General features: G+C 61.2%; 22 protein-coding genes. 18 read left to right on the top strand and 4 right to left on the bottom strand.

Annotation, left to right across the window (positions count from 1 at the left end):
* The first annotated feature begins 28 nt into the window (after positions 1 to 28).
* The 6 genes from pgeF (at position 29) to ACQY1L_RS04630 (ending at position 4,758) form a co-directional block, all read left to right on the top strand.
* Complete coding sequence (pgeF, locus tag ACQY1L_RS04655; protein ID WP_062455807.1) at positions 29 to 820, top strand: peptidoglycan editing factor PgeF; 792 nt, start codon at positions 29 to 31, stop codon at positions 818 to 820.
* Positions 821 to 838: 18 nt separating this feature from the next.
* A complete protein-coding gene (locus ACQY1L_RS04650) occupies positions 839 to 1,990 on the top strand; it encodes a M24 family metallopeptidase (RefSeq protein WP_113110725.1) in 1,152 nt (383 codons plus the stop codon).
* 78 nt (positions 1,991 to 2,068) lie between these two features.
* Positions 2,069 to 2,812 (top strand): hypothetical protein, encoded by a 744-nt coding sequence (locus ACQY1L_RS04645; protein ID WP_192086268.1) that lies wholly within the window; start codon positions 2,069 to 2,071, stop codon positions 2,810 to 2,812.
* 125 nt (positions 2,813 to 2,937) lie between these two features.
* Positions 2,938 to 3,870, top strand: a complete 933-nt coding sequence (locus ACQY1L_RS04640) for a ribose-phosphate pyrophosphokinase (protein ID WP_062455798.1) — start codon at positions 2,938 to 2,940, stop codon at positions 3,868 to 3,870.
* Positions 3,871 to 3,986: 116 nt separating this feature from the next.
* On the top strand, positions 3,987 to 4,391 hold the full coding sequence (locus tag ACQY1L_RS04635; protein ID WP_082472021.1) for a Kazal-type serine protease inhibitor family protein: 405 nt from the start codon (positions 3,987 to 3,989) through the stop codon (positions 4,389 to 4,391).
* A gap of 109 nt (positions 4,392 to 4,500) precedes the next feature.
* Positions 4,501 to 4,758: a hypothetical protein gene (locus tag ACQY1L_RS04630; RefSeq protein WP_062455795.1), complete on the top strand. Its 258-nt coding sequence runs from the start codon at positions 4,501 to 4,503 to the stop codon at positions 4,756 to 4,758.
* 20 nt (positions 4,759 to 4,778) lie between these two features.
* Here the strand turns inward: ACQY1L_RS04630 and ACQY1L_RS04625 are convergent, their stop codons facing one another.
* Positions 4,779 to 7,589: a bifunctional diguanylate cyclase/phosphodiesterase gene (locus ACQY1L_RS04625; RefSeq protein WP_430243042.1), complete on the bottom strand. Its 2,811-nt coding sequence runs from the start codon at positions 7,587 to 7,589 to the stop codon at positions 4,779 to 4,781.
* Positions 7,590 to 7,958: 369 nt separating this feature from the next.
* On the opposite strand from ACQY1L_RS04625, the gene ACQY1L_RS04620 reads away from it, so the two are divergent.
* From ACQY1L_RS04620 to prmB, 5 genes are all read left to right on the top strand, one after another.
* Positions 7,959 to 8,576, top strand: a complete 618-nt coding sequence (locus ACQY1L_RS04620) for a 50S ribosomal protein L25/general stress protein Ctc (RefSeq protein ID WP_062455789.1) — start codon at positions 7,959 to 7,961, stop codon at positions 8,574 to 8,576.
* Positions 8,577 to 8,795: 219 nt separating this feature from the next.
* Complete coding sequence (locus ACQY1L_RS04615; RefSeq protein WP_430243039.1) at positions 8,796 to 11,180, top strand: putative bifunctional diguanylate cyclase/phosphodiesterase; 2,385 nt, start codon at positions 8,796 to 8,798, stop codon at positions 11,178 to 11,180.
* A 28-nt stretch (positions 11,181 to 11,208) separates the two neighbouring features.
* Entirely contained in the window at positions 11,209 to 11,973 is a 765-nt protein-coding gene (locus ACQY1L_RS04610; RefSeq protein WP_245341525.1) for a substrate-binding periplasmic protein, read from the top strand.
* Between the two features lie 108 nt (positions 11,974 to 12,081).
* Positions 12,082 to 12,810 (top strand): aminoacyl-tRNA hydrolase, encoded by a 729-nt coding sequence (gene pth, locus ACQY1L_RS04605; protein WP_430243037.1) that lies wholly within the window; start codon positions 12,082 to 12,084, stop codon positions 12,808 to 12,810.
* A 1-nt stretch (position 12,811) separates the two neighbouring features.
* Positions 12,812 to 13,741 (top strand): 50S ribosomal protein L3 N(5)-glutamine methyltransferase, encoded by a 930-nt coding sequence (gene prmB, locus ACQY1L_RS04600; RefSeq protein WP_430243035.1) that lies wholly within the window; start codon positions 12,812 to 12,814, stop codon positions 13,739 to 13,741.
* Positions 13,742 to 13,753: 12 nt separating this feature from the next.
* Here prmB and clpS read toward each other — a convergent pair whose 3' ends face one another.
* On the bottom strand, positions 13,754 to 14,062 hold the full coding sequence (gene clpS, locus ACQY1L_RS04595) for an ATP-dependent Clp protease adapter ClpS (protein WP_062455774.1): 309 nt from the start codon (positions 14,060 to 14,062) through the stop codon (positions 13,754 to 13,756).
* Between the two features lie 283 nt (positions 14,063 to 14,345).
* Here clpS and ychF point away from each other — a divergent pair, with 283 nt between their 5' ends.
* Genes ychF through ACQY1L_RS04580 form a run of 3 tightly spaced genes read left to right on the top strand, consistent with a single transcriptional unit; the run spans position 14,346 to position 16,411 of the window.
* Positions 14,346 to 15,449 (top strand): redox-regulated ATPase YchF, encoded by a 1,104-nt coding sequence (ychF, locus tag ACQY1L_RS04590; RefSeq protein WP_113110733.1) that lies wholly within the window; start codon positions 14,346 to 14,348, stop codon positions 15,447 to 15,449.
* 27 nt (positions 15,450 to 15,476) lie between these two features.
* The gene (locus tag ACQY1L_RS04585) at positions 15,477 to 15,947 is read left to right on the top strand and encodes a MaoC family dehydratase (RefSeq protein ID WP_062455768.1); all 471 of its coding nucleotides are present in this window, start codon (positions 15,477 to 15,479) and stop codon (positions 15,945 to 15,947) included.
* Positions 15,944 to 16,411 (top strand): MaoC family dehydratase, encoded by a 468-nt coding sequence (locus tag ACQY1L_RS04580; RefSeq protein WP_430251357.1) that lies wholly within the window; start codon positions 15,944 to 15,946, stop codon positions 16,409 to 16,411. The genes ACQY1L_RS04585 and ACQY1L_RS04580 overlap by 4 nt, the downstream gene beginning before the upstream one ends.
* A 5-nt stretch (positions 16,412 to 16,416) precedes the next feature.
* On the opposite strand, the gene ACQY1L_RS04575 is transcribed toward ACQY1L_RS04580, so the two are convergent.
* Both ACQY1L_RS04575 and ACQY1L_RS04570 read right to left on the bottom strand, forming a co-directional pair.
* Positions 16,417 to 17,031: a LysE family translocator gene (locus ACQY1L_RS04575; RefSeq protein ID WP_062455763.1), complete on the bottom strand. Its 615-nt coding sequence runs from the start codon at positions 17,029 to 17,031 to the stop codon at positions 16,417 to 16,419.
* Between the two features lie 101 nt (positions 17,032 to 17,132).
* On the bottom strand, positions 17,133 to 17,675 hold the full coding sequence (locus tag ACQY1L_RS04570; RefSeq protein WP_062455760.1) for an adenine phosphoribosyltransferase: 543 nt from the start codon (positions 17,673 to 17,675) through the stop codon (positions 17,133 to 17,135).
* 436 nt (positions 17,676 to 18,111) lie between these two features.
* Between ACQY1L_RS04570 and ACQY1L_RS04565 the strand changes: the two genes are divergently transcribed.
* The 4 genes from ACQY1L_RS04565 to ACQY1L_RS04550 all read left to right on the top strand — a co-directional run bounded on the left by ACQY1L_RS04565 (position 18,112) and on the right by ACQY1L_RS04550 (position 22,530).
* The gene (locus ACQY1L_RS04565; protein WP_113167706.1) at positions 18,112 to 18,609 is read left to right on the top strand and encodes a spore coat protein U domain-containing protein; all 498 of its coding nucleotides are present in this window, start codon (positions 18,112 to 18,114) and stop codon (positions 18,607 to 18,609) included.
* 65 nt (positions 18,610 to 18,674) lie between these two features.
* Positions 18,675 to 19,103, top strand: coding sequence for a fimbrial biogenesis chaperone (locus tag ACQY1L_RS04560; protein ID WP_062455754.1), 429 nt, complete (start codon positions 18,675 to 18,677; stop codon positions 19,101 to 19,103).
* Between the two features lie 12 nt (positions 19,104 to 19,115).
* A complete protein-coding gene (locus tag ACQY1L_RS04555; protein WP_430243030.1) occupies positions 19,116 to 21,569 on the top strand; it encodes a fimbria/pilus outer membrane usher protein in 2,454 nt (817 codons plus the stop codon).
* The gene (locus ACQY1L_RS04550; protein ID WP_430243028.1) at positions 21,550 to 22,530 is read left to right on the top strand and encodes a Csu type fimbrial protein; all 981 of its coding nucleotides are present in this window, start codon (positions 21,550 to 21,552) and stop codon (positions 22,528 to 22,530) included. The genes ACQY1L_RS04555 and ACQY1L_RS04550 overlap by 20 nt, the downstream gene beginning before the upstream one ends.
* The last annotated feature ends 30 nt before the right edge of the window (positions 22,531 to 22,560 follow it).

Here is a 22,560-nt window from a genome sequence, read left to right as displayed (position 1 = left end):
CAACAAAATCAGCAGGGTGGATAAACCGATGCCGGAGAACGCCTCGCCGACGCCGATCGAAAGCGCAGTCTTGAACGCAGCAGCCGGCGCCAAAATCCGCCACGGCTTCTTCACGCGAAAGGGCGGCGTTTCGGACGGAATCTACGCCGGCCTCAATGTCGGTGTCGGGTCGAACGACGATCAGACGCTCGTTCTCGAAAACCGCCGGCGGGTTGCGGCCTGGTTCGATCTGCCGCTCGAAAAGCTCGCAACCGTGCATCAGGTCCATTCGCCTGATGTGGTCGTGGTCGATGCCGCCTATTCAGGCGAGCGCCCGCAGGTCGATGCGATGGTCGCGGCCACGCCCGGCGTCGTGATCGGCGTCCTGTCTGCCGATTGCGGCCCCATCCTGTTTGCCGATGGCGACAATGGCGTGATCGGCGCGGCCCACGCCGGCTGGAAGGGTGCACTGACCGGCGTGCTCGAAAACACGATCGACGCGATGGTTTCGCTCGGCGCCGTCAGGGAAAAGATCGTTGCCGTTCTCGGCCCGTCGATCGGGCCTGACAGCTACGAGGTCGGGCCGGAATTCGTGGAACGCTTCCTCGGCGTGAACCCCGAATACGCAGCCTTCTTCACGCCGTCTCCAAAGCCGCAGCATTCGATGTTCGATCTGCCGGCACTCACCATGTCGCGGCTGAAGGCGGCAGGCGTCACCGCTGAGAACCTCGGCCTCGACACCTACCCGGATCGGGAACGCTTCTTTTCCTATCGCCGCACGACGCATGACCAAGAGCCGGATTACGGCCGCCAGATTTCAGCCATCGCGCTTCAGCAATAAAAGTTCGGGAGGACTACCATGGCTCTGCACTTCGACAGATCGGAATATGCCGATCGCCTCGCCCGCCTGACGACGAAGATGGCCGAGGAAAAGCTCGATGCCATCCTGCTGTTTGCGCAGGAAAGCATGTACTGGCTGACCGGCTACGACACGTTCGGCTACTGCTTCTTCCAGACGCTGGTCGTGAAGGCCGATGGCTCGATGACGCTGCTCACGCGCTCTGCCGACCTTCGCCAGGCCCGCCAGACCTCGATCATCGAAAACATCGTGGTCTGGGTCGACCGGGTGAATGCCGATCCGACGCTGGATCTCAAGAACCTCTTGAGCGAACTCGATCTGCTCGGCGCAAAGATCGGCGTCGAATACGACACGCATGGCATGACCGGCCGCATCGCGCGCCTGCTCGACAACCAGCTCACCAATTTCGGCCAGCTCAGTGACGCATCCTATCTAGTCAGCCGCCTGCGCCTCGTCAAAAGCGCGGCCGAGATCGCTCATGTGCAACGCGCCGCCGAACTGGCCGATGATGCGCTCGACGCCGCTCTGCCGCTGATCAAGGCCGGCGGCGACGAGGCCGATATCCTTGCGGCGATGCAGGGTGCCGTATTTTCCGGCGGCGGCGATTACCCCGCCAACGAATTCATCATCGGTTCCGGCGAGGATGCGCTTCTGTGCCGTTACAAGGCCGGTCGCCGCAAGCTCGATGCCACCGACCAGCTGACGCTCGAATGGGCCGGCACCGCCGCCCACTATCACGTCGCGATGATGCGCACCGCGCTCGTCGGTGATCCCTCGCCGCGCCACAAGGAACTCTACAAGGCCTGCCTTGAGACGATCCGGGCGATCGAGGAGGTTCTGTCTCCAGGTCATACATTCGGAGACGTGTTCGATACCCATGCCAGGATCCTCGACGAACGCGGCCTCTCCCGTCACCGGCTGAACGCATGCGGCTACTCGTTGGGCGCCCGCTTCTCGCCGTCGTGGATGGAGCACCAGATGTTCCACTTCGGCAATCCGCAGGAGATCTTGCCCGGCATGACGCTGTTCGTGCACATGATCATCATGGACAGCGACAGCGGCGCGGCCATGACGCTCGGCCAGACCTATCTGACGACGGAAGGCGCTCCCCAGCCGCTTTCACGTCATGGTCTCGACCTTATCCAGGGCTGAGAAGCCCGCGATCATTGACAGGCCGAAAAATCCGACCTTAGCTTGTCGGGGGATGGGAACCGGCAAAGGGGCGAACGCATGCGGCTTATCGGAAAACTGCTTTCCGCCTGCATCGTTGCGCTGTCCGTCTCCGGCTGCAACACCAGCGAGGCCCTGACGCCGCGCGCCGAGATCGGCGGCGGCAGTCGCGCATCGACACCGGTCACCCAGGCCGATACGGAACGCATGGCACGATCCCCAAGGCCCGAGACCTACCAGAACCAGACCTACAGAAACGACACCTACCAGCCGCGCCCGCAAAATACGCTCGAGGCGCAGGCCCAGGCGATGCAGTCTGGCAACCAGACCTCGCCCGCCTCTTCAGGCCCGCCACCCGAGTGGCAGGGCCAAAGCCAGGCTGAGGCCCAGTCTACCGCTGCAGCGCCCCAGCAGGAGGCTTCCCTGCCCGCCGCCGCCGGCAACACCATCCGCTTCCTGCCGATCATCGGTGCCCCTGTCCAAGCCGTGACGCCGCTGTCGCGACGGCTTGGCGCCGAGGCGCGAGCCGCCGGGCTGACGATCCGTCCCTCCAGCGATACGGGTACCGAGCAGATCCTCAAGGGCTATTTCTCGGCCTTCAGCGATGGCGAAAAGATCACCATCGTCTACGTCTGGGATGTTCTCGACAATACCGGCTCCAGGCTTCACCGCATGCAGGGCCAGGAAAATGTGCCCGGTAGCGGCCAGGATCCATGGGCCTCAGTGCCGTCCTCGACGATGGAACTCATCGCCGCAAAGACGATCCAGGACTATATGAGCTGGCGGCAATCGCATGGCGGTTAGGTAACCATGATGTGACACGGTCACTGTTTCTTCGCAAAAAACGGTGGCCTGAGGGAAAACGCTATTGCATTCGAAGGTGGCGCCGGTAAAAGGCCGCCATCCAGCTTCAATACAGGCGGACCGCAATGAAGGTTTTCGCAGGCAATTCGAACCGGCATCTGGCCGACGCGATCTGCAGCTATCTTAATGTACCAGTCGGAAAAGCCTCGGTAAGGCGATTTGCAGACCAGGAAATCTTCGTTGAAATACAGGAGAATGTCCGTGGGGAAGACGTGTTCGTCATCCAGTCCACGTCGTTTCCGACCAACGATCACCTGATGGAACTGCTGATCATGATCGATGCGTTCCGGCGGTCTTCCGCCAAGCGCATCACGGCTGTGCTTCCCTATTTCGGCTATGCTCGCCAGGACCGCAAGGCCGGGCCGCGCACGCCGATCTCGGCCAAGCTCGTCGCCAACCTCATCACCGAGGCCGGCGCCAACCGTGTCATGACGCTCGATCTGCACGCAGACCAGATCCAGGGCTTCTTCGATATCCCGACCGACAACCTCTACGCCGTGCCGATTCTGGCGCGCGACGTGAAGGAACACTACGACCTCAACAACGTCATGGTGGTCTCGCCAGATGTCGGCGGTGTGGTTCGCGCCCGAGCGCTTGCCAAGCGCCTCGGCTGCCAGCTCGCCATCGTCGACAAGCGGCGTGAACGCGCAGGCGAGTCGGAAGTCATGAACGTCATCGGTGACGTGACCGGCAAGGACTGTCTCCTGATCGACGATATCGTCGATTCCGGCGGCACACTCTGCAACGCGGCCGAAGCGCTCTTGAAGAATGGCGCCACCAGCGTGACCGCCTACATCACCCACGGCGTGCTGTCGGGCGGTGCCGTTGCCCGCATCGCGGCGTCCAAGCTCAAGGAACTGGTGATCACGGATTCGATCCAGCCGACGACATCCGTTCAGTCGGCGCACAATATCCGCGTCATCACCACGGCAAACCTTCTCGGCGAGGCGATCAACCGTACCGCCATGGAAGAGTCCGTCTCGAGCCTGTTCGACTAGGATTGACGCATGACCGTGGGACGGGCTCGGCAGCAAAAATGCTGCGGCCCCTGTCCCACGGCTATGTAAGTCTGATAGAGGTCTGCCATCCATCTGCAGAGGGAGGACCTATCGCGATGTCGATCCTACGAAACAAGCCGAAATGGCTTGCACTTTTCATCCTGGCTCCAATGCTTTCCGCCTGCGTCGACGCAGGTCCAGGCCCCGGCTATCCGCCGGAACGTCCCGCCCCCGGCTGGAGCCGGCCCGATCGCCCCGATCCCCGTCCAGATTGGGATCGCCCATCCAGACCCGATCGCCCGGATCGTCCATCAAGGCCTGACCGCCCGGATTGGGATCGCCCCTCGAGGCCGGATCGTCCCGGCAGACCTGACCGTCCTGAAAATGGCGGCGGCATGTGCACCCGCGAATATCGCCCGGTCTGCGGCCAGCGTGGCGGTCGGCTCCAGACATTCCCGAATGCCTGCGAAGCCCGCAATGCCGGCTTCGGCGCGGTCTCTCCGGGCGAATGCCGCCGCTGATCGCGACGTGAGTTGAACGCCAAGAATATAAACGCCGGGATTTCCATCCCGGCGTTTTGCATTCGCGGCGTCTGTTGACTATGTAGGCGCGGTACCCAAGGAGTTCCGCATGGCCGCCCGCGACCGCTATTCCCGAAAACTCGAATGCTCGCAGTGCGGACATGCCGGTTATGCCGAAGTCTCCGAGTCCGACGACAAGCGCGCCAGCAATCGCGATTTTCGCATCGACGAACTCCCGAAAGGTTTTCAGACCGAGTTCGCCTCGAAAGATCCGCGCAAATACATGCTGCGCTGTAGCGACTGCGGCCACAAATTCCGGTTCGAGCAGAAAACGGCCTACGCCCCCGGCGGCGAACCTCGACGCTAGGTCAAACGTTTCCGCGATCTTCAGGCAGCGTTCTGGTTGGCCGAGCCCATTTCTGACCCAGACTGCGGGTTCGGCTGATCTTCCATCGGCATCGGCCGACCGAGAAGATAGCCCTGCACTTCGTGGCATCCTTCCCGCCGCAGAATGTCGAGCTGGTTTACCGTCTCGACACCCTCCGCGAGAACCGGGATCTGCAGGCCCTGCCCCAGAGCCAGAATTGCTCGCACCATGGCCGTTGCCTGCTCGCTGCGGTCCACTTCGGTCAGGAAGCTCCGGTCGAGCTTGATCTTGTCGAACGGGAAGGAGCGCAGCGTCTCCAGCGACGAATAGCCGGTCCCGAAATCGTCGATCGCAATCGATACGCCCAGCGCCTTGATGGAGCGAAGCGCATTCATCGCCCGCTGCTTGTCGCTGATGATCGAGCTTTCGGTGATTTCAAGCTCGAGACGGCTTGGTTTCAGACCGGTTTCCAGAAGCACGGTATGAACCAGCGCCGGCATGTCGGCATGGGCGATCTGCACCGGCGACAGATTGACCGCAACCTTGTAGTCATTCGGCCAGTTCGCCGCCTCCCGGCATGCTTCGCGCAGAACCCACGCGCCGATCGGCAGGATGGCGCCACACTCCTCGGCAACCCCGATGAAATCGGCCGGCGAGACATTGCCCCGCTCCGGATGGCTCCAGCGCAGCAGGACCTCGTAACCGGTGATCTCATCGGTCGCGACCGATTTCTGCACCTGGTAGTGCAGCCTGAGCTGATCCTGCTCGATCGCCGTCCACAGATCCTCGGCCATCTTGGTGCGGTCGCGGGCGGCCTCGTCCATCTCGATGTCGTAGAAGCAGATGTCGCGCGAGAGCGATCCCTTGGCGCGGTACATGGCCAGGTCCGCGTTCGCGATCAGCGCATCGGGGGATGCACCGTCATGCGGGTAGAGCGCAACACCCATGCTTGCGCCGGGACTGAGACGATGCACCTCGATCTGGATCGGCTGCCCGAACGCATCCGACAATCGGTCCAGGAACTCGGACACTTCGGCCAAATCCCCGTAGCGCTTCACGGCCACGAATTCGTCGCCGCCGAACCGGGCAAACATCTCGTGCGGCCGCACGATCGAATTCATCCGCTCGGCAATTTCCTTGAGCACGGCATCGCCGGCCGCGTGCCCGAACTGATCGTTGATCTGCTTGAACTTGTTGAGATCGATGCCGACGACCGCAACATGCCCGCCCTCGCTCTCCGCGTTACGCACCTCGGCTTCGAGATATTCCATAAGGGCCGGACGGTTCGGAAGCTGCGTCAGGCTGTCATGCTTCGCCATGAAGGCGATCTTTTCCTCCGACCGTATCCGCTCGCTGATATCCTCGAATGTCGAAACCCAGCCGCCCTGATCGAGATAGCTGAAATCGATCCGGATCGTCCGATCGTCGCTCAGTCGGTGTAGAAGGGCTTCCTGCCTGGAATTGATGGCTGCGATGTTGCGCTGGTAATGCTGTTCTGCCCGTGCTTCCGCCTCCGCCGCGTCGGCAAACGAGGTCCTGTAGCCAAGAGCCACGATCTCGCGGTATGTCATACCCGGCTTCAGAGCGCCTTCCTCAAACCGAAAAATCTGGCCGTAGCGCCGGTTCGTCAGCACCAACCGCTGCTCGCGATCGAACAGGCAGATCCCCTGCGCCATGTTCTCAAGCGCCAGATCCAGGTTCTGCGTCACGGAGGCGATCCGGTCGGTGTCCTGTCTCTGACGGGTGATGTCGCGCGTGATCTTGGCGTAGCCGGCAAGCACGCCATCGTCGTCGAGGACGGGCTGGATCACCACATGTGCCCAGAACCAGCTCCCATCCTTGCGGTAGCGCCGGCCTTCCGCCTCGAACAGACCGGTTGTGCGCGCTGTTGCGAGCGCCTGTTCCGGCAGACCCCGGGCTTGTTCTTCAGCCGAATAGAAACGTGCAAAATGCTGACCAATGATCTCGTCGGCGCTGTACCCCTTGGCACGCTCTGCCCCTGCATTCCAGCTGGAGACGGCGCCCTCGGGTGAAAGCATGTAGATCGCGTAGTCGGTCACCCCGCGCACGAGCATCTGGAAATTGGCTTCGCTGGCCTTCGAGGACCGCGCCGCACGCCCGGTGATTGTGGCAACGGCCAGGCCCGACCCGATCAACGACAGCGAGACCGCAATGATCGTTGCCAGCATCAGCGGCTTCGACAGCATCCCGTCTTCAGGCAGGATCCCGAAACCCGGGACAAGCGTTGCCGCGCCCATCGCGATGAAATGCATAAAGACGATACCGAGCGACAGGAGACCTGCAGCAAGAATGTTGTTTGCAAGGCCTCCCTTCAGGATCATCAGGAAGGCTGTCGTCGACATGACGATCGCGGTGACGATGGCAGCGATGACCAGCGGCTGCGACCAGACGATCAGGCCGCCGAACTCGATCGCCGCCATGCCGGTAAAATGCATAGAGGAAACGCCGGTACCGAATACCAGGCCGGCGGCCACAGCGCCGGACTTGCCGGTAAACAGCACGGCAAGCAGTCCCGCCGCAAATGTCGCGAGAAATGCAATACCAAGCGACAGCAGCGTCAGCGACAGATTGAATGCGAAGAGCTGGCCCGGATCGTAGGCGAGCATGGCCACGAAATGTGTTGCCCAGATCCCGAAGCCCCCTGCTCCGCCGGAGACGATCACCCAGCCGTAGCGGCTGCGGTCGTTTGCCTGTCGTGCCCGGGCGGCAAAAACCACGGTTCCCGCATTCGCAATGAAGCAGAGCGCCCCCGCCACGACGACGAGGAAGAGATTGTGCTCATAGGCCAGACAGGACAGAACGGCGTACATGTTAGATCTTGGTCTCCGGAGTTAACACCGTCTTGACCCTCACAATTTAACAAATTCGGTCGCCCGGACCTCGCATTTATCGAATCTCGCTAATTTCGAATGAACGTCATTAATGGATGGCAAAACGGCACATACCGGAAGTTTCATATTGGCCACGCAGGTATCTGGCGGTAGGTAACGACGACGACCGGTTTGCAGAGCCAACCACGCCGCAGATCCCTTGCGTCTCCTGCCCTGATGGACTATAGGGACCCCGTCCGCGTAGACACCCTTGGAGGCAACGCGGATGGAGAGCGTCGGACGATGCCCTCCGGTTTGACGCGGCACTGTCCGCGAAGAACTCTCCAAACAACCTCGAAAGGAATTGCCATGAGCAAGGAAACTTACGTGCTCAAGGCCGAGGCGCGCGAACGGGTCGGTAAGGGGTCCTCCCGTGAACTTCGCCGCAACGGTTTTATCCCTGCAGTCATCTATGGTGACAAGCAGGCTCCTCTGTCGATCGTGCTCAACACGAACGAAGTCACGAAGCGCATTCACGCTGGCGGTTTCATGACCACCATCGCGACGATCGAATTCGACGGCAAGAAGATCCAGGTCCTCCCGAAGGACTACCAGCTGGATCCGGTCCGCGACTTCACCATGCATGTCGACTTCCTGCGCGTTTCGGCCAAGACTGAAGTCAACGTCGAAGTACCGGTACACTTCGAAAACGAAGACAAGTCGGCCATCAAGCAGGGCGCCGTTCTGAACATCGTCCGTCACACGGTCGAGTTCCATTGCCCGGCCGACCAGATCCCGGAATTCATCACGGTTGATCTGACCGACGCCAAGATCGGCGACAGCCTCCACATCTCGGCCGTTAAGCTGCCGAAGGGCGTGACACCTGTCATCACCGACCGCGACTTCACCATCGCGACGATCGTTGCACCAGCTGCAGGCGTCGAAGAAGAAGAAGCGACTGAGACTGCGGCTCCTGAAGCCGAATAAGACATTTTCGTCTTGTCTTTCTGAGAGCCCGCCTTCCACCGAAGGCGGGCTTTTACGTTTTCCGGTCAGGATTACGTAACCCTCTTTAAGATCCGCTTCGCTTTACTCTTCCCGGCTTCAGTAAAGCTTAATCAATGGCTGGAATTATCCGGCCAATTACTGTGTTGGGGAACACGCAGTCGGCGGCTAACACCGACTACAAGCAGGCGGGGAATACGGGTGGCTCATTCCGTTGAGAGTCGGTTCATAGCCATTATCTCGGGCGCGCTTCTGGCCGTCGTCGTGCCGTTGTTCACGCTGCTTTTGGCGTTGTCATCGCAGCAGGCGGTTCGGGCGCTCGAAGAGCATGTCGACATCGTTCTGGCGACGAACTCGCAGGCGCTTGCCAAGCCCCTCTGGGATCTCGATACCGAAAGCGTTCACCAGATCGCCGTCGCCATGGTGAAAGATCCGACCATCTACGCAGTTCGCGTCACCGACACGACGGGCAAACTGAATATATCGGAAGTCACGCCGCAAGAAATATCCCTGAGCGACCTGACGATCCGCTCACAGCCCATCACCTACATGTCGAACTACGGCGCTCGCGTTGTCGGTAAGGTCAGCGTCAGCATCCCGACAATCGGCTGGTTCTCGAAGCTTCACGAATTCGAGTTCGCCTTCATCTCGATCTTCATCATCGCCATCCTGACCGTGTTCGGCGCCGCCATTCTCGGCAACCGCGTGATGGTGATCAAACCTCTTCTGCGTTTGACCGCCGCAATCGAAGCGACCCGTCGCCTCGGTTCTCGTCACCATGTCGACTGGCGCTCCACCGATGAAATGGGACGCCTGGCCAAGAGCTTCAACGAGATGCAGACCCTTCTCGAACACGAGGAGCGCGAGCTGAAGCTGGCACATCGCAAGACGACGCAGACCTACAATCTCACGCCGGCCATGCTGTTTTCGCTCGACGCCGACGACAGGATCGCCGCCGTCAGCGACTACTGGCTCGTTGCGACCGGGTACAGCCGATCTGACATATTGAACCTGCCCTTCTGCGAACTGGTGATGCCGGAAGACCGCAGCCTCTACCACAACAGGAAATCGCAGATTCGATCGCGCGGACCGGCGTTCGAAGTCACCGTGCGCTTCATCTGTCAGTCCGGCAAGACGATGAACGTCCTTATCGCCGAGACCGAACTCGGTTCCGCGGGCGACGGCGAGACCGGCTCGCTGAGCGTGATGACCGACGTCACCGAGCTCAAGCAGTCAGAAATCCGCAACTATCAGCAGGCCATTTCCGACCACCTGACCGGTCTTCTCAACCGTCAGGGGTTCGAGGCGGCGCTTGAGCAGAAAATCATCGAGGCGGATCGCAACGGAACCGACATCGCCTGTCTGTTCGTTGATCTCGATCGGTTCAAATCGATCAACGACAATCTCGGTCATGCGGCCGGCGATCTCGTGCTTGGCCAGTTCGTCGAGCGGATGCTGCCGCTTTTGGGCGACCACGACGCGGCATCGCGCCTGGGCGGCGACGAGTTTGCCATTCTTCTGTGTGGCGAGGGGTCGGAACGGCGCGGCACCGAGCTGTGCCAGAGAATCGTCGAGTTCTTTGACGTTCCATTCCGCATCGAGACCAACAGTGTGCGCCTTAGCGCCAGTATCGGCCTTGCCTTCTACCCTGCCCATGCCGCAAGCGGCGCCGAGCTTTTGCAGAAGTCGGATCTGGCCATGTATGCCCGCAAGCGCGACGGCAAGAACGGTGCGCAGGTCTATAATTCGGCCATCCTCGACAAGACGCGGGAACGTGCCGAAATCGAAACCGACATCGAAGCAGCGCTTGCCGCCAACTGGTTCGAAGCGCATCTCCAGCCGATCGTGGATATCAGGACCGGCGCCTGCAACGGCTTTGAAGCGCTCATGCGCATGCGCCATCCGCGCAAGGGGCTTGTCCCTCCGGGCGCAATCGTCAGCGTCGCCGAGGAAACCGGTACGATTGGCCAGATCGGCAATCTCATCCTTGAGGACGCCGTCGCCAATCTTGCCCGCATCTCCCGGATACCGGGCATGTCTGACACCTATGTCGCCGTCAACGTATCGCCGCTGCAATTCGATGCGAGCCTTCCCGTCAAGCTGTCAACCTTGCTCGGCCGCTACGCAATCCGCCCGTCCCGACTGGTCATCGAGATCACGGAGGCCGTGCTGATGCATGACAATCCGGAAATCCGCAGGCTGCTCGACGAGATCCGCAACATCGGTTGCCGCATCGCGCTTGACGACTTCGGAACCGGCTATTCCTCGCTCAGCTATCTCAGCCGTTTCCCGGTCGATATCGTCAAGATCGACCAATCCTTTATCCGGTCTCTCAACAATGGCGACGATGATATCGATCGTCGAAACAAGATGCTGATCGAAGGCATTGCCGCGATCTCGCACAAGATGAACTGCCATGTCGTCGCCGAAGGCGTCGAAACCGAATATCAGCGTTCGACACTCATCGACATGGGCATCGAATACGCTCAGGGTTACTACTTCGCACGACCGCAAGCGATCGGCGATGTCCTTACGATGTTGAACGCCGACCGAAGCGGCGACCGAATTGATTCTATTGCAAGCTGAAATCCCGGCCCTCGATGTGGAGCAGCAGATGTCCTCGATCAGGTGTGGCATGACAAGCGCAGCACTCGTCGTGCTTGCTCTCGCTGCAACAATCGGACCGTGGTCTTGCCTGCAGGCGCACGCCGCAGACAGGCTCCAGCTCAAGACAGAGCCCTATGCACCCTTCAGCTACCGTGATCAGAACGGGCGCTATGGCGGCGCGGGCATAGACCAGATCGATGTCATCATGCGGCAAGCGCAAATACCCTATGACGTTGAAATGATCCCTTGGGCCCGCGCCATCGCGCTCGCCGAGACCGAGCCGATGACCTGCGCCTTCTCGGCAGCGCAGACAGCGGACCGCAAGCCGCGGTTCAAATGGGTCATGACGATCTCCGTGAACCATACGATCCTGGTCAAGCGGGCGGGCTCGTCGATCCACGCCACGACGCTCGATGAGGCGAAGAGCTTTCTGATCGGAACCCATCGGCTCGATTTCACCGAAGACCTTCTGAAATCGATGGGATTTGCGAACCTCGATCTCAGCGCCGATTTCGACACGTCGCTGCGCAAGCTCGTCCGGGGCCGGATCGACATGATGCCCATGTCGGAAGGCGTCTATCAGAGGCTGAAGAACAATGGCACCGACGTCGAGAGGGTGGTTCCCCTCTCCGAGGAGAAGCTCGGCATTGCCTGTCAGAAAACAGTCCCGGACGCCTTGATCGCTAAAATGCAGGCCGCACTCGACAGCATGATCCTTGATGGCCGCCAGGACACGATCTACCGGCGCTACGGCCTCAAGGCCGAACACTGAGCAAGCGATCAGCGGTGCCAATCAGTCGGCAGGGACGAAACCGGGTTGACTTCCGTTCCGTTTCGGGGTGGTGAGACCACATCCTGTACGAAAATTCGGACGCACTTCATGTTGATCATTGCGGGTCTCGGCAATCCCGGCAGCAAGTACTCCGGCAATCGCCACAATATCGGCTTCATGGCGCTCGACGCCATCCAGCGGCGGCCGGGCTTTTCGCCATGGGCAAAGAAGTTCAAGGCCCTCATTTGCGAAGGCGAGCTCGCCGGCGACAAGGTTCTGCTGATCAAGCCGCAGACCTACATGAACCTGTCGGGCGAAGCGGTCGGCGAGGCCATGCGCTTCTACAAGCTCGGGCCTGAAAATATCATCGCGATCTACGATGAGCTGGATCTTGCGCCCGGCAAGGCGCGCATCAAGACGGCTGGCGGCCATGGCGGCCACAACGGCATCAAGTCGCTCGATGCCCATTGCGGCAAGGACTACCGCCGCCTGCGGCTCGGCATCGGCCATCCCGGGGCCAAGGAATTCGTCAACAACCACGTGCTCGGCGATTTCGACAAGCTGGATCAGGTCTGGTTGCCGCAGCTTCTCGATGCGCTCGCCGACAATGCCGAAATGCTGGTGAAGGGCGAGGATTCGCAGCTGATGAACAAGCTCGCCCTTGCCGTCGGCAGCCAGCCGGACGAGGACGAAAAGCCCAAGCCCGCACCGAAGGCGCCGAAACCTGCGGGCAAGAGCCATATCCACCAGGCGCGCGGCGGCATGAAACCGAACATCCCGGCCACCGGCCCGATGGCCGACATGCTGAAGAAACTGTTCGGCGACAAGGACAAGTAAGATGACACCAGATATGACCGCTCTCACGACCGAACTCGTCACGCTGCGCGATTACTGGCGCTATGCAATCTCGCGCTTCAACGCCGCCAATCTTTCCTTTGGCCACGGCACCACGACTGCCGGCGACGACGCGGCCTTTCTGCTGCTCGATACGCTCGACCTGCCGATCGACGCACTCGATCCCTTCCTCGACGCGCGCCTCCTGCCGGCCGAGCGCAGGCTTCTCGCAGAGCGTATCGAGGCCCGCGTCACGACCCGTAAACCGTCGTCCTATCTCACCGGCCGCGCCTATATCCAGGGCGTCCGGTTTCTGGTTGACGAGCGGGTCATCGTGCCACGCTCGCATATCGGCGAGATCCTGTTTCGCGAATATCTCGGTCCGAACGGATCGTCCTTCCTGCCCGACCAGATGATGGTCGAGAGCGCCGTGGACATCTGCACCGGCTCCGGCTGCCTTGCGGTGCTCGCCGCCAAATTCTTCCCCAACGCCGCCGTCGATGCGGTCGATCTGTCGGCCGACGCGCTGGAAGTGGCAAAGCTGAATCTTAGGGAACACGAGGTCGAACAGCAGGTGAGCCTGCATCAGGGCGATCTGTTCCAGCCGCTCGCAGGCCGGAAATACGACCTGATCATCACCAACCCGCCCTATGTCGATCACGACGCGATGGATGGTTTCCCGGCGGAATTCCGTGCCGAGCCTTCGATGGCGTTCGATGGCGGTGTTGATGGTCTCGATCTGGTGCGGACATTGCTGGCAGACGCCGCAAACCACCTCAATCCCGAAGGCGGCATGATCTGCGAGATCGGCTCCGGCCGTGAAATCCTCGAGGAGGAATTTCCGGGTCTCGACTTCGTCTGGCTGGAAACCGAGGAATCGCAGGACGCGGTGTTCTGGATCTCCGCCGAAGCTCTCGGCGTCACCGCTTCCTGAGCCGACGACCGGCTATTCTTCAGGCTCGGTCGTGAACATCAGCGGAAAACCGGCTTCCTTGGCGAGATCGATCGCCTCGGTGGCCTTGGTCTCGGCAATATCCTTGGTGCAGACAACCACGACCGCCACACCCATCTGGTGGGCGGTCATCATCACCCGCCGGCCCGTATCCTCGCTCATCCGGAACACGGCTTTCAGAACCATGGTCACGAATTCGCGCGGCGTATAATCGTCGTTGACGAGCATAACCTTGTAGAGCTTCGGCCGCTCCAGCTTGGGCTTTGTCGTCGTCTTCGGCGTGAGGGTGGTGTCTCCGGCCATCCGCATCTCCTGATGACGTTCGCCATGCTCAAACAGCAATGATTGTATGCTGGCTATATCGCACCGACGGGTCCGAAATTCAAGCAACTGCGGTGATTTGCCGATTGGGACCGGTGGGTCTGACTTGTGTTTGCATCGCAAGCCGACGTCTCGTTTCCGAATTCTGTTTTGCGTCGTTACCAGCGTTCCGACGACCTCCCTCACCCCGCCAACCCTTGACCGCCCGGCCTGTTTCCCCCATAGCCACGGCAACGAACAATTCTAGTCAGACGGGGTCCGTCCCATGGGTTTCAAATGCGGTATCGTCGGCCTGCCGAATGTCGGCAAGTCCACGCTCTTTAACGCTCTCACCAAGACTGCGGCGGCGCAGGCTGCCAACTATCCGTTCTGCACGATCGAGCCGAACACCGGCGAAGTCGCGGTTCCGGATCCGCGCATGCAGCAGCTGGCCACCATCGCCGGCTCCAAGGAAATCATTCCGACCCGTATCTCCTTCGTCGATATCGCCGGCCTCGTGCGCGGCGCCTCGAAGGGTGAAGGTCTCGGCAACAAGTTCCTCGCCAATATCCGCGAAGTCGATGCTGTCGTGCACGTGCTGCGCTGCTTCGAAGACGACGACATTACCCATGTCGAAGGCCGTATCAATCCGGTCGGCGATGCCGAGACGATCGAGACCGAGCTGATGCTTGCCGACCTCGAAAGCCTGGAACGCCGCGTCGAGCAGACCCGCAAGCGCGCCAAGACCAACGACAAGGAATCCGTCGCCCAGCTGCCGGTCATGGAAGCCGTCATCAAGCTTCTCAACGACGGAAAACCTGCCCGCATTCTTCTGAAGACGCTGGCAGCCGACGACATCGAGATCTTGAAGGCTCTAAACCTCCTGACCTCGCATCCCGTCCTCTACGTCTGCAACGTCGCCGAAAGCGATGCCGTCGATGGCAACGAGCACACCAAGGCCGTGGCCGCGATGGCCAAGGAACAGGGTGCCGAATGCGTCATCATCTCGGCCGCCATCGAATCTGAAGTCGCGCAGCTGCCGGAAGACGAAGCCAAGGAATTCCTCTCGGCCCTCGGCCTTGAAGAAGCAGGCCTCGATCGCCTCATCCGCGCCGGTTACAATCTCCTTCACCTGATCACCTATTTCACGGTCGGCCCCAAGGAAACCCGCGCCTGGACGATCGTCCGCGGCACCAAGGCCCCGGCCGCTGCCGGCGTCATCCACACGGATTTCGAACGCGGCTTCATCCGCGCCTTCACCATCGGCTTTGATGACTACGTCGCCTTCAAGGGCGAAGTCGGCGCCAAGGAAGCCGGCAAGGGCCGCGACGAAGGCAAGGAATATGTCGTAAACGACGGCGACGTGATCCACTTCCGCTTCAACACCTGATCGGGACACCGCGGAGGCGCGAACGCGATGACGGAAATCGAATATCACTTCGAGGACTTCACCCCGGATCGCACCTTCCCGCTTGCGGATAAGCAGGTGACGGCCGAGGAAATCGTCGAGTTCGCCACCGAATTCGACCCTCAGCCCATGCATCTCGATGAAGCCGCCGGACGTGCCAGCATTCTCGGCGGTCTCTCGGCGTCCGGCTGGCATACATCGTCGATGTTCATGCGGATGATGTATGACGGCTGGCTGTCGCGCGCAGCGTCCGAAGGCTCGCCCGGCATCGAACTGATGGAATGGAAAAAGCCGGTCCTCGCTGGCGACACGCTGTCCGGCCGCTCCACCGTGGCCTCGACCCGCCTGCTCCGCTCCCGCCCGGGCATCGGCCTCGTCAACTTCCTGCACGAAGTCACCAATCAGCGAGGCCAGATCGTCATGCGCGGTGAAAACCCGATCATGATCCGGCTCCGAAACGCGGCCGAGGTCACGGCATGAGGCTGATCGAACTCTCTCCCCCCGGCACGCGGATCGAAACCGGCACGCTCCTCTTTACCCCTGAAGACATCATCCGGTTCGCCCGGAAATTCGATCCGCAACCCTTCCATGTGGATGCGGAAGCCGCAAAACACTACGTCTTCGGCGGGCTCTGCGCCTCCGGCTGGCACACCTGCGCCGGTTGGATGAAGACGTTCATGGCCTATTGGACAGCGGAAGTCGCACGCCTCGAAGCCGCCGGCCTCGCCGCCCCGAAACTCGGCCCTTCCGCCGGCTTCAAGTCGCTACAATGGCTGAAACCCGTCTATGCCGGCGACAGCATCACCTATTCCGTGACCCTGATCGAATCGCGCCCGCTCGGAAGCCGCCCCGGCACCTTCATCAACCTGACGGAAAATGACGGCGTCAACCAACACGGCGAGACGGTGATGCGCTACGAAGGCACCGTTCTCGAATTCACCTGACACCACTATCGCACGGCAACAGCAGCAACGCCCGCCCCCACCATCACCGCTCCGCAGCCCCGGTTGACGCGCCGCAGAACCGCTGGGCGCTTCAGTGCTGCCCTCGCCCGCCCGGCAAGAACCACGTGGCCGCCGATCACCAGAACCTCGACGGCGACGATGACAAGCGCCAAAACGCCGGCCTGCTCCATCGTGAGATTGGGTCCAACGACGTTGGGCAGGAGCGCTATGTAAAAGAGCGGCATTTTCGGATTGCCGAGATTGAGAAGGACACCGGTCGCAAATGTCGCCACCAGCCCCGACCGGCCCGTTACCACGGCATGATCGGCCGGAACCGGCTCGGCAAACCACAACCGCACGCCCATCCAGACCAGATAGGCAGCCCCGGCATAGCGCAGCACCGTCATTGCCATGCCCAGCTCCTCCGCCACCAGCGACAGGCCGAACACGGCGAGGAACAGAAAGATCAGGATGCCGGTGACCGTTCCGGCTCCGTAGGCGATACCGGCGGCCGCACCGTGCGACACCGTACGGGCCATGATCGTCACATTGTCGGGTCCGGGACTTGCCGCGAAAACCAGAAACGCGGCGGCAAAGGCAGTCAGGCTTGCGATATCCATGGCCGTCTCCCCGAGGCTCCGGTCAAGTCCGGAACGGGTGAAGGATATCGCCTCCGCCGCCGGTCGCAATCCTCAAAACCGGCGGCATTTGCGGATTTTCGTTAGTGCCCTTCGAATTCGATCAGCGTGCGCACTTCGACGCCGAGGGCTTCCAGCTTCTTGCGGCCGCCGAGTTCCGGCAGGTCGATGACGAAACAGGCGGATACGATCTCCGCACCCATCTGGCGCAGCAGCTTCACCGCACCTTCGGCCGTGCCGCCGGTCGCGATCAGGTCGTCGGTCAGGATGACTTTCTCGCCGGGCTTGACCGCATCGACATGCATTTCCATCTCGTCGACGCCGTATTCGAGGCTGTAGGCCACGCGCACGGTCTCGTGCGGCAGCTTGCCCTTCTTGCGGATCGGCACGAACCCTGCCGAGAGCTGGTGCGCCAGTGCACCACCGAGAATAAAGCCACGCGCCTCGATACCGGCCACTTGGGCGATGGACATGTCGGCATAAGGTTTCACCAGATCGTCCACCGCCTGACGGAACGCCTTGGCATCGCCAAGCAGCGTCGTGATGTCGCGAAAGATGATACCTGGTTTCGGGTAATCACGGATGGCACGGATGGAGGCGGCGAGTGTGTCGTCACGGGAGGACATTGGGGCGGGAGCCTTGTTTGTTGTTCGTTGCTAAAGGAAAGCAATAGGCAGCTGCGGTCGACATTGTCCAGATCAAACCGCGCACTACCCGCCGACCCAACAGTGCCCCCAGCGACGCATTCTCGTCCGCCGTCTCTTCAACCAAAACCGATCTGAGTATTCACCGCAATTGATACCTGCACTCTCGACATTCCGCCATCCATTAGAAATCACGAATAAGTAAACTGTCGCCTGGCCCTCGCATAACGCGCTGGCTCGTTTGAATGCGGAAGATCGATTTTCCGATTCATCATCACTTTATTTGATTTAGAGTAAATTAGTTACTTGTGAAAGAAACGGCATTAATGTTTCGTTAACAAATTGGACCGCAGTCTAGGGTTGGCAACATTGCCAATTTCTATCAAAGCGCGAATGATCGCGCCCATTGAGGTCCTTCATGACGAAGACAATACTCGCGACGATTTTCGCCGCTACAGCCCTTTCCCTGACGTCAAGCGCCGCATTCGCCCAGACAGCGGCCGCCAACATGGATGTTTCCATGACCGTGGCTGCCGAATGCACGCTGGCCACTGATCCGGTAGCCTTCGGCAATCAGGCCCTGATCGATGTAGCCGTCGAGGTCCCCGGAAACATGACCGTGCAATGCACGGCGAATGCGCCCTATCAGATACAGCTTGGTGTCGGCAATGGCGCCCTGGCAACCGTTGAAACCCGCTTTATGACAGGCGTAGCCAACGGTGGTCTGGCGACCTATACGGTTCACCAGGGCTTGGCGACCGGTCCGATCTGGGGCGCCACCCTCGGTACGAACACGCTTGACGGCACCGCGACTGGCGCAGCAGACGTCATTCCGTTCACGGCAGTGCTTGCAGCGAACCAGAGCGTCCAGGCTGATACCTACGGCGACGTCTTGATCGCAACGATCAACTACTAAGCACGAAGCTTGCGGCAAGCTCCGGCGGCGCGGCGTGTCGCTAACCTGAAAATAAGGATGACAAGATGATCTCCATGCGCTTCATGGCAGCGAGCCTATTCGCATGCCTGATAGCCGGCGGTGCCGGAGCAGCTGCGTTGAGGGTTTCTCCGATCACTTTGGATCTGAAAGCCTCTTCCCCCACGGGAACGGTTCGGGTGTGGGAAGATGGGTTGCGGCCGGTCAAGGTGCAGGTGCGGGTTTTTCGCTGGACGAAGGTCAATGGGAAGGATCGCCTCGATCCCACCACGGACGTGGTTGCCAGCCCCCCGGTCACCACGCTGAAGCCTGGTACTGAGAACTCGATCAGAGTTGTCCGTGTCAGCAAGAAGCCGATTGTCGGAACAGAGTCCTACCGGCTTCTGATCGATCAGCTGCCCGAGGCCGGGCGAAAGACCCCCGGTCAGGTCAGCGTCATGATCCGGCATTCGATCCCCGTTCGGTTTACCGACTAGGGGGTCGGTCGCATGGCGCGTCAGACAGCCCTGCTCCTGGCGCGCTTGTGCCTCGCCGTCCTCGTCCTGCCGACCGCAGGTCATGCGGCATCCGGGGATAAGTCTCCGGATGCCAATCTGGCGGCCGATGCCGATCCTTTTGACGTCCCTGCGGCCACCGATACGGACGGGCCGAGCGACCTCTACCTGTCCGTGTCGATCAACGGCGTAAAGACCAATCTCGTTGCCGCCTTCCGGCAGGCACCGGACGGATCCCTCTCGATCGAGATCGAGCAGCTGCGCAATATCGGCATCAAGCCCGCCAAGACGGCAATCGGCGAAGATGGCCGCGGAACCATCGATCAGCTACCATCAGTCACTTTCGTCTACGACGATCTGCAGCAAACGATCGATTTTACCGCATCGAACGGCGAACGCGCGCCAAAAATCATCGACGCCAAGGCGCCGCGCGGCGGTGCGCCGAAGAGACCGAGACTGAAGGCGCAATCCTCGTCCGGTGCACTCCTCAACTACAATATCGTCGCGTCTTCCGACAATTCCGAAAAGGATTCGCGGTTCGGCTTCACCGGCGTGAGCGGCGCTTTCGAAGCCCTGTATTTCAGCCCGCTGGGCGTCCTCAGCAATACATTTATCGCCAGCACCTCTGACGATACCTACTACGGCTCGACGCGCCTGGACACGACCTGGCGCTATTCGGACCAGGACTCGATGGTCACCTACAGCGCCGGTGACGTCATCACCGGCGGCCTGAACTGGACGCGCCCGACCCGTCTAGGAGGCCTGCAGGTGCAACGCAGCTTCTCGCTGCGATCCGACCTGGTCACCTTTCCCGTGCCGGAACTGTCGGCAAGCGCTGCCGTGCCTTCCACCGTCGATGTCTATCTCAATGATGCCAAGCGCTTTTCCAGTTCGGTCGGCGCAGGTCCGTTCGATATCACCAACCTGCCCTTCGTCGACGGAAGCGGCAATGCCCGGGTCGTCGTCACCGACGCTCAAGGGCAGCAGGTGTCGACCGAAAGCAGCTTCATCGCGTCCAGTCAGATGCTCGCCCGCGGGCTTTACGATTTCTCCGCCGAGCTGGGCTTTGCGCGACACGGCTACGGGATCGACTCGAATGACTACGATTCACGCCCTTACGGATCGGCGACCCTGCGCACCGGCGTGACCAACTGGCTGACGATGGAAGGCCATGCCGAGGGCGGCGCGGATCTCGTCCATGGCGGCGTCGGCGCCGTGTTCGCCGCGCCTTGGAGTGGCGTCATCTCGCTCTCGGGCGCTGGCAGTTATCACGACGGTTCAATAGGCGAGCAGGTTGGCATGACCTGGGAGCGACAGATGCGGGGCTTTCACCTCAGAGCCCGCATGCAGCGCAGCTTCGGCAGTTTTCAGGACATTGCCTCGGTCACAGCCGACAAGCGCAGCTCCACCGACGGGATCTTGCTCGGATCAGCGGCGCCGCCCAAGGCGCTCGACCAGGTATCCCTGTCGGTCCCAATGCCTTTCGACCGATCGAACCTGAACTTCAGCTTCACCAATGCCGAGACCGCCGAAGGTGACCGGCAGCGTATCCTCGGCCTTTCCTACAGCCGCCCGGTGTTCAATGACAGCACGTTTTCCGTGTCCGCGATCAAGAGCCTGACCGACGGCACTGTCGGAATCTATGCAAGCATCTTCGTCCCGATCGGCAAGCGGATCTCGGCCACCACGTCGGTAGCATCGCAGTCAGACGAAACCAGCGTGACGCAGACGGTCAGCCGCACGCTGGGTCAGCAGATCGGCGACTACGGCTGGAGCGTTGGCCGGACGCAGTCGGAAAACGCGATCAACTCGGCAGCCGTCAGCTACCGCGCTTCGGCGGCAAAAGTGGCAGCGCGTGTCGACCAACGCGGCAGCAAGACAAGGGCCAGTGTGACCGTTGATGGAGCTCTGGTCGCGGCCGGAGGCGGCGTCTTCGCGTCCAACCGCATCAACGACGCGTTCGCCATCGTCGATGCAGGCGCGCCCGGCGTCGAGGTCCAGCATGAGAACAGACCAGCCGGCCGCACAAACAGCGGCGGCAAGCTGCTCCTTCCGAACCTGCGCTCCTATCAGGAAAACCACATTGCGATCGACCCCGAGGATCTGCCGCTCGACGCCGTCGTCAACACCACCCGCACCGTCGTGGTGCCGGCCGACCGATCGGGGATCGTCGTCAACTTCGAGGTCGACGTCGATGCGAACGCCGCACTGGTAACCTTCTCCGGACCGGACGGAAAACCCATCGCAGTTGGCGCCAGCGGCACGACGAAGACCGGATCGGAACCTTTCGTCGTCGGCTATGACGGCCAGACGCTCGTGGAAAATCTGAAAGCCAGCAACCGCCTCACCCTGACGCTGCCAGATGAGACCACCTGCGTGGCAACCTTCCAATACAAGCCCCAGCGGGGCAAACAGGTGAGTATTACCGATGCGATATGCCAGCCTTAAGCGCCTCAGAACGCTTCTTCTCCAGGCCGGGATCGGCCTGCTGCTCTATGGAGCCGGCACCGGCGACGCCGCTGCCGCAAGCTGCACCGTGGACATCGACGCCGCCAATTTCGGCAATGTCGATACGCTCTCGGGCGCATCCGCCGATGCGACGGGGCAGGTTTCGATCAGTTGCAGCGGCGTCAGCGCCAACGCAACCGCGGTCACGCTCTGCGGCAATCTCGGCAGCGGTAGCGGTGGCACATCCGGCGGGACCCGCATCATGCGATCGGGCGCGAACGAGCTCGGCTACCAGCTCTACGCCGACGCCGGCCGCGCGACCCGCTGGGGTTCGTATGACGATACGACACTCGGCCAGCCACGGACGATCCGCATCGCCGCATCTGATGGCGAGGCGAGTGGCACCGTGACGCTTTACGGAGGGCTGTCTGCCGGCCAGACGAGCGCTGGCACCGGCACCTACCTCTCCTCCTTCGCCACCGGCGAGGTGCGGTTCTACTACGAAGAGGGAAGCACCCTCGACTGCGCGGCACCGACCTCGGCGACACTGGCGCAGGCAAGCTTTACCGTCCAAGCAACCGTTGCGGCAAACTGCCTGATCGCCGTTTCGAACCTAGATTTCGGTCTTCACGGCCTGATCGATTCCGAAGTGACCGCGAGCGGCGGGGTCGACGTCACCTGCACGCCGAACTCAACCTACAGCATCGCCATGGATGGCGGCCTGGCTGCGGCCACCAACCCGGAACAACGGTTGATGCGCTCCGGCACGAACACGATCGCCTACGGCCTTTACGCCGATCAGGCCCATTCTCGACCTTGGGGTGCGACAGGTAGCGCACTGGTCTCCGGCACGGGGGCCGGCGCTGTGCAGTCGATACCGGTCTTTGGCCGCGTCGCTCCGCAACCGGCAGCCGCCGGCAACTACACCGACACGGTGATCGTCACGGTCACCTATTTCTGATCACTGCCGGGACCTTTGAGCGGCCAGCCG

Origin of the sequence: Neorhizobium sp. DAR64862/K0K3 (genome assembly GCF_050500185.1) — a bacterium.
Lineage (GTDB): Bacteria > Pseudomonadota > Alphaproteobacteria > Rhizobiales > Rhizobiaceae > Neorhizobium > Neorhizobium soli.
The sequence above is the reverse complement of the archived record's forward strand: the minus strand, read 5'-3'. Positions and strand labels throughout refer to the sequence as shown.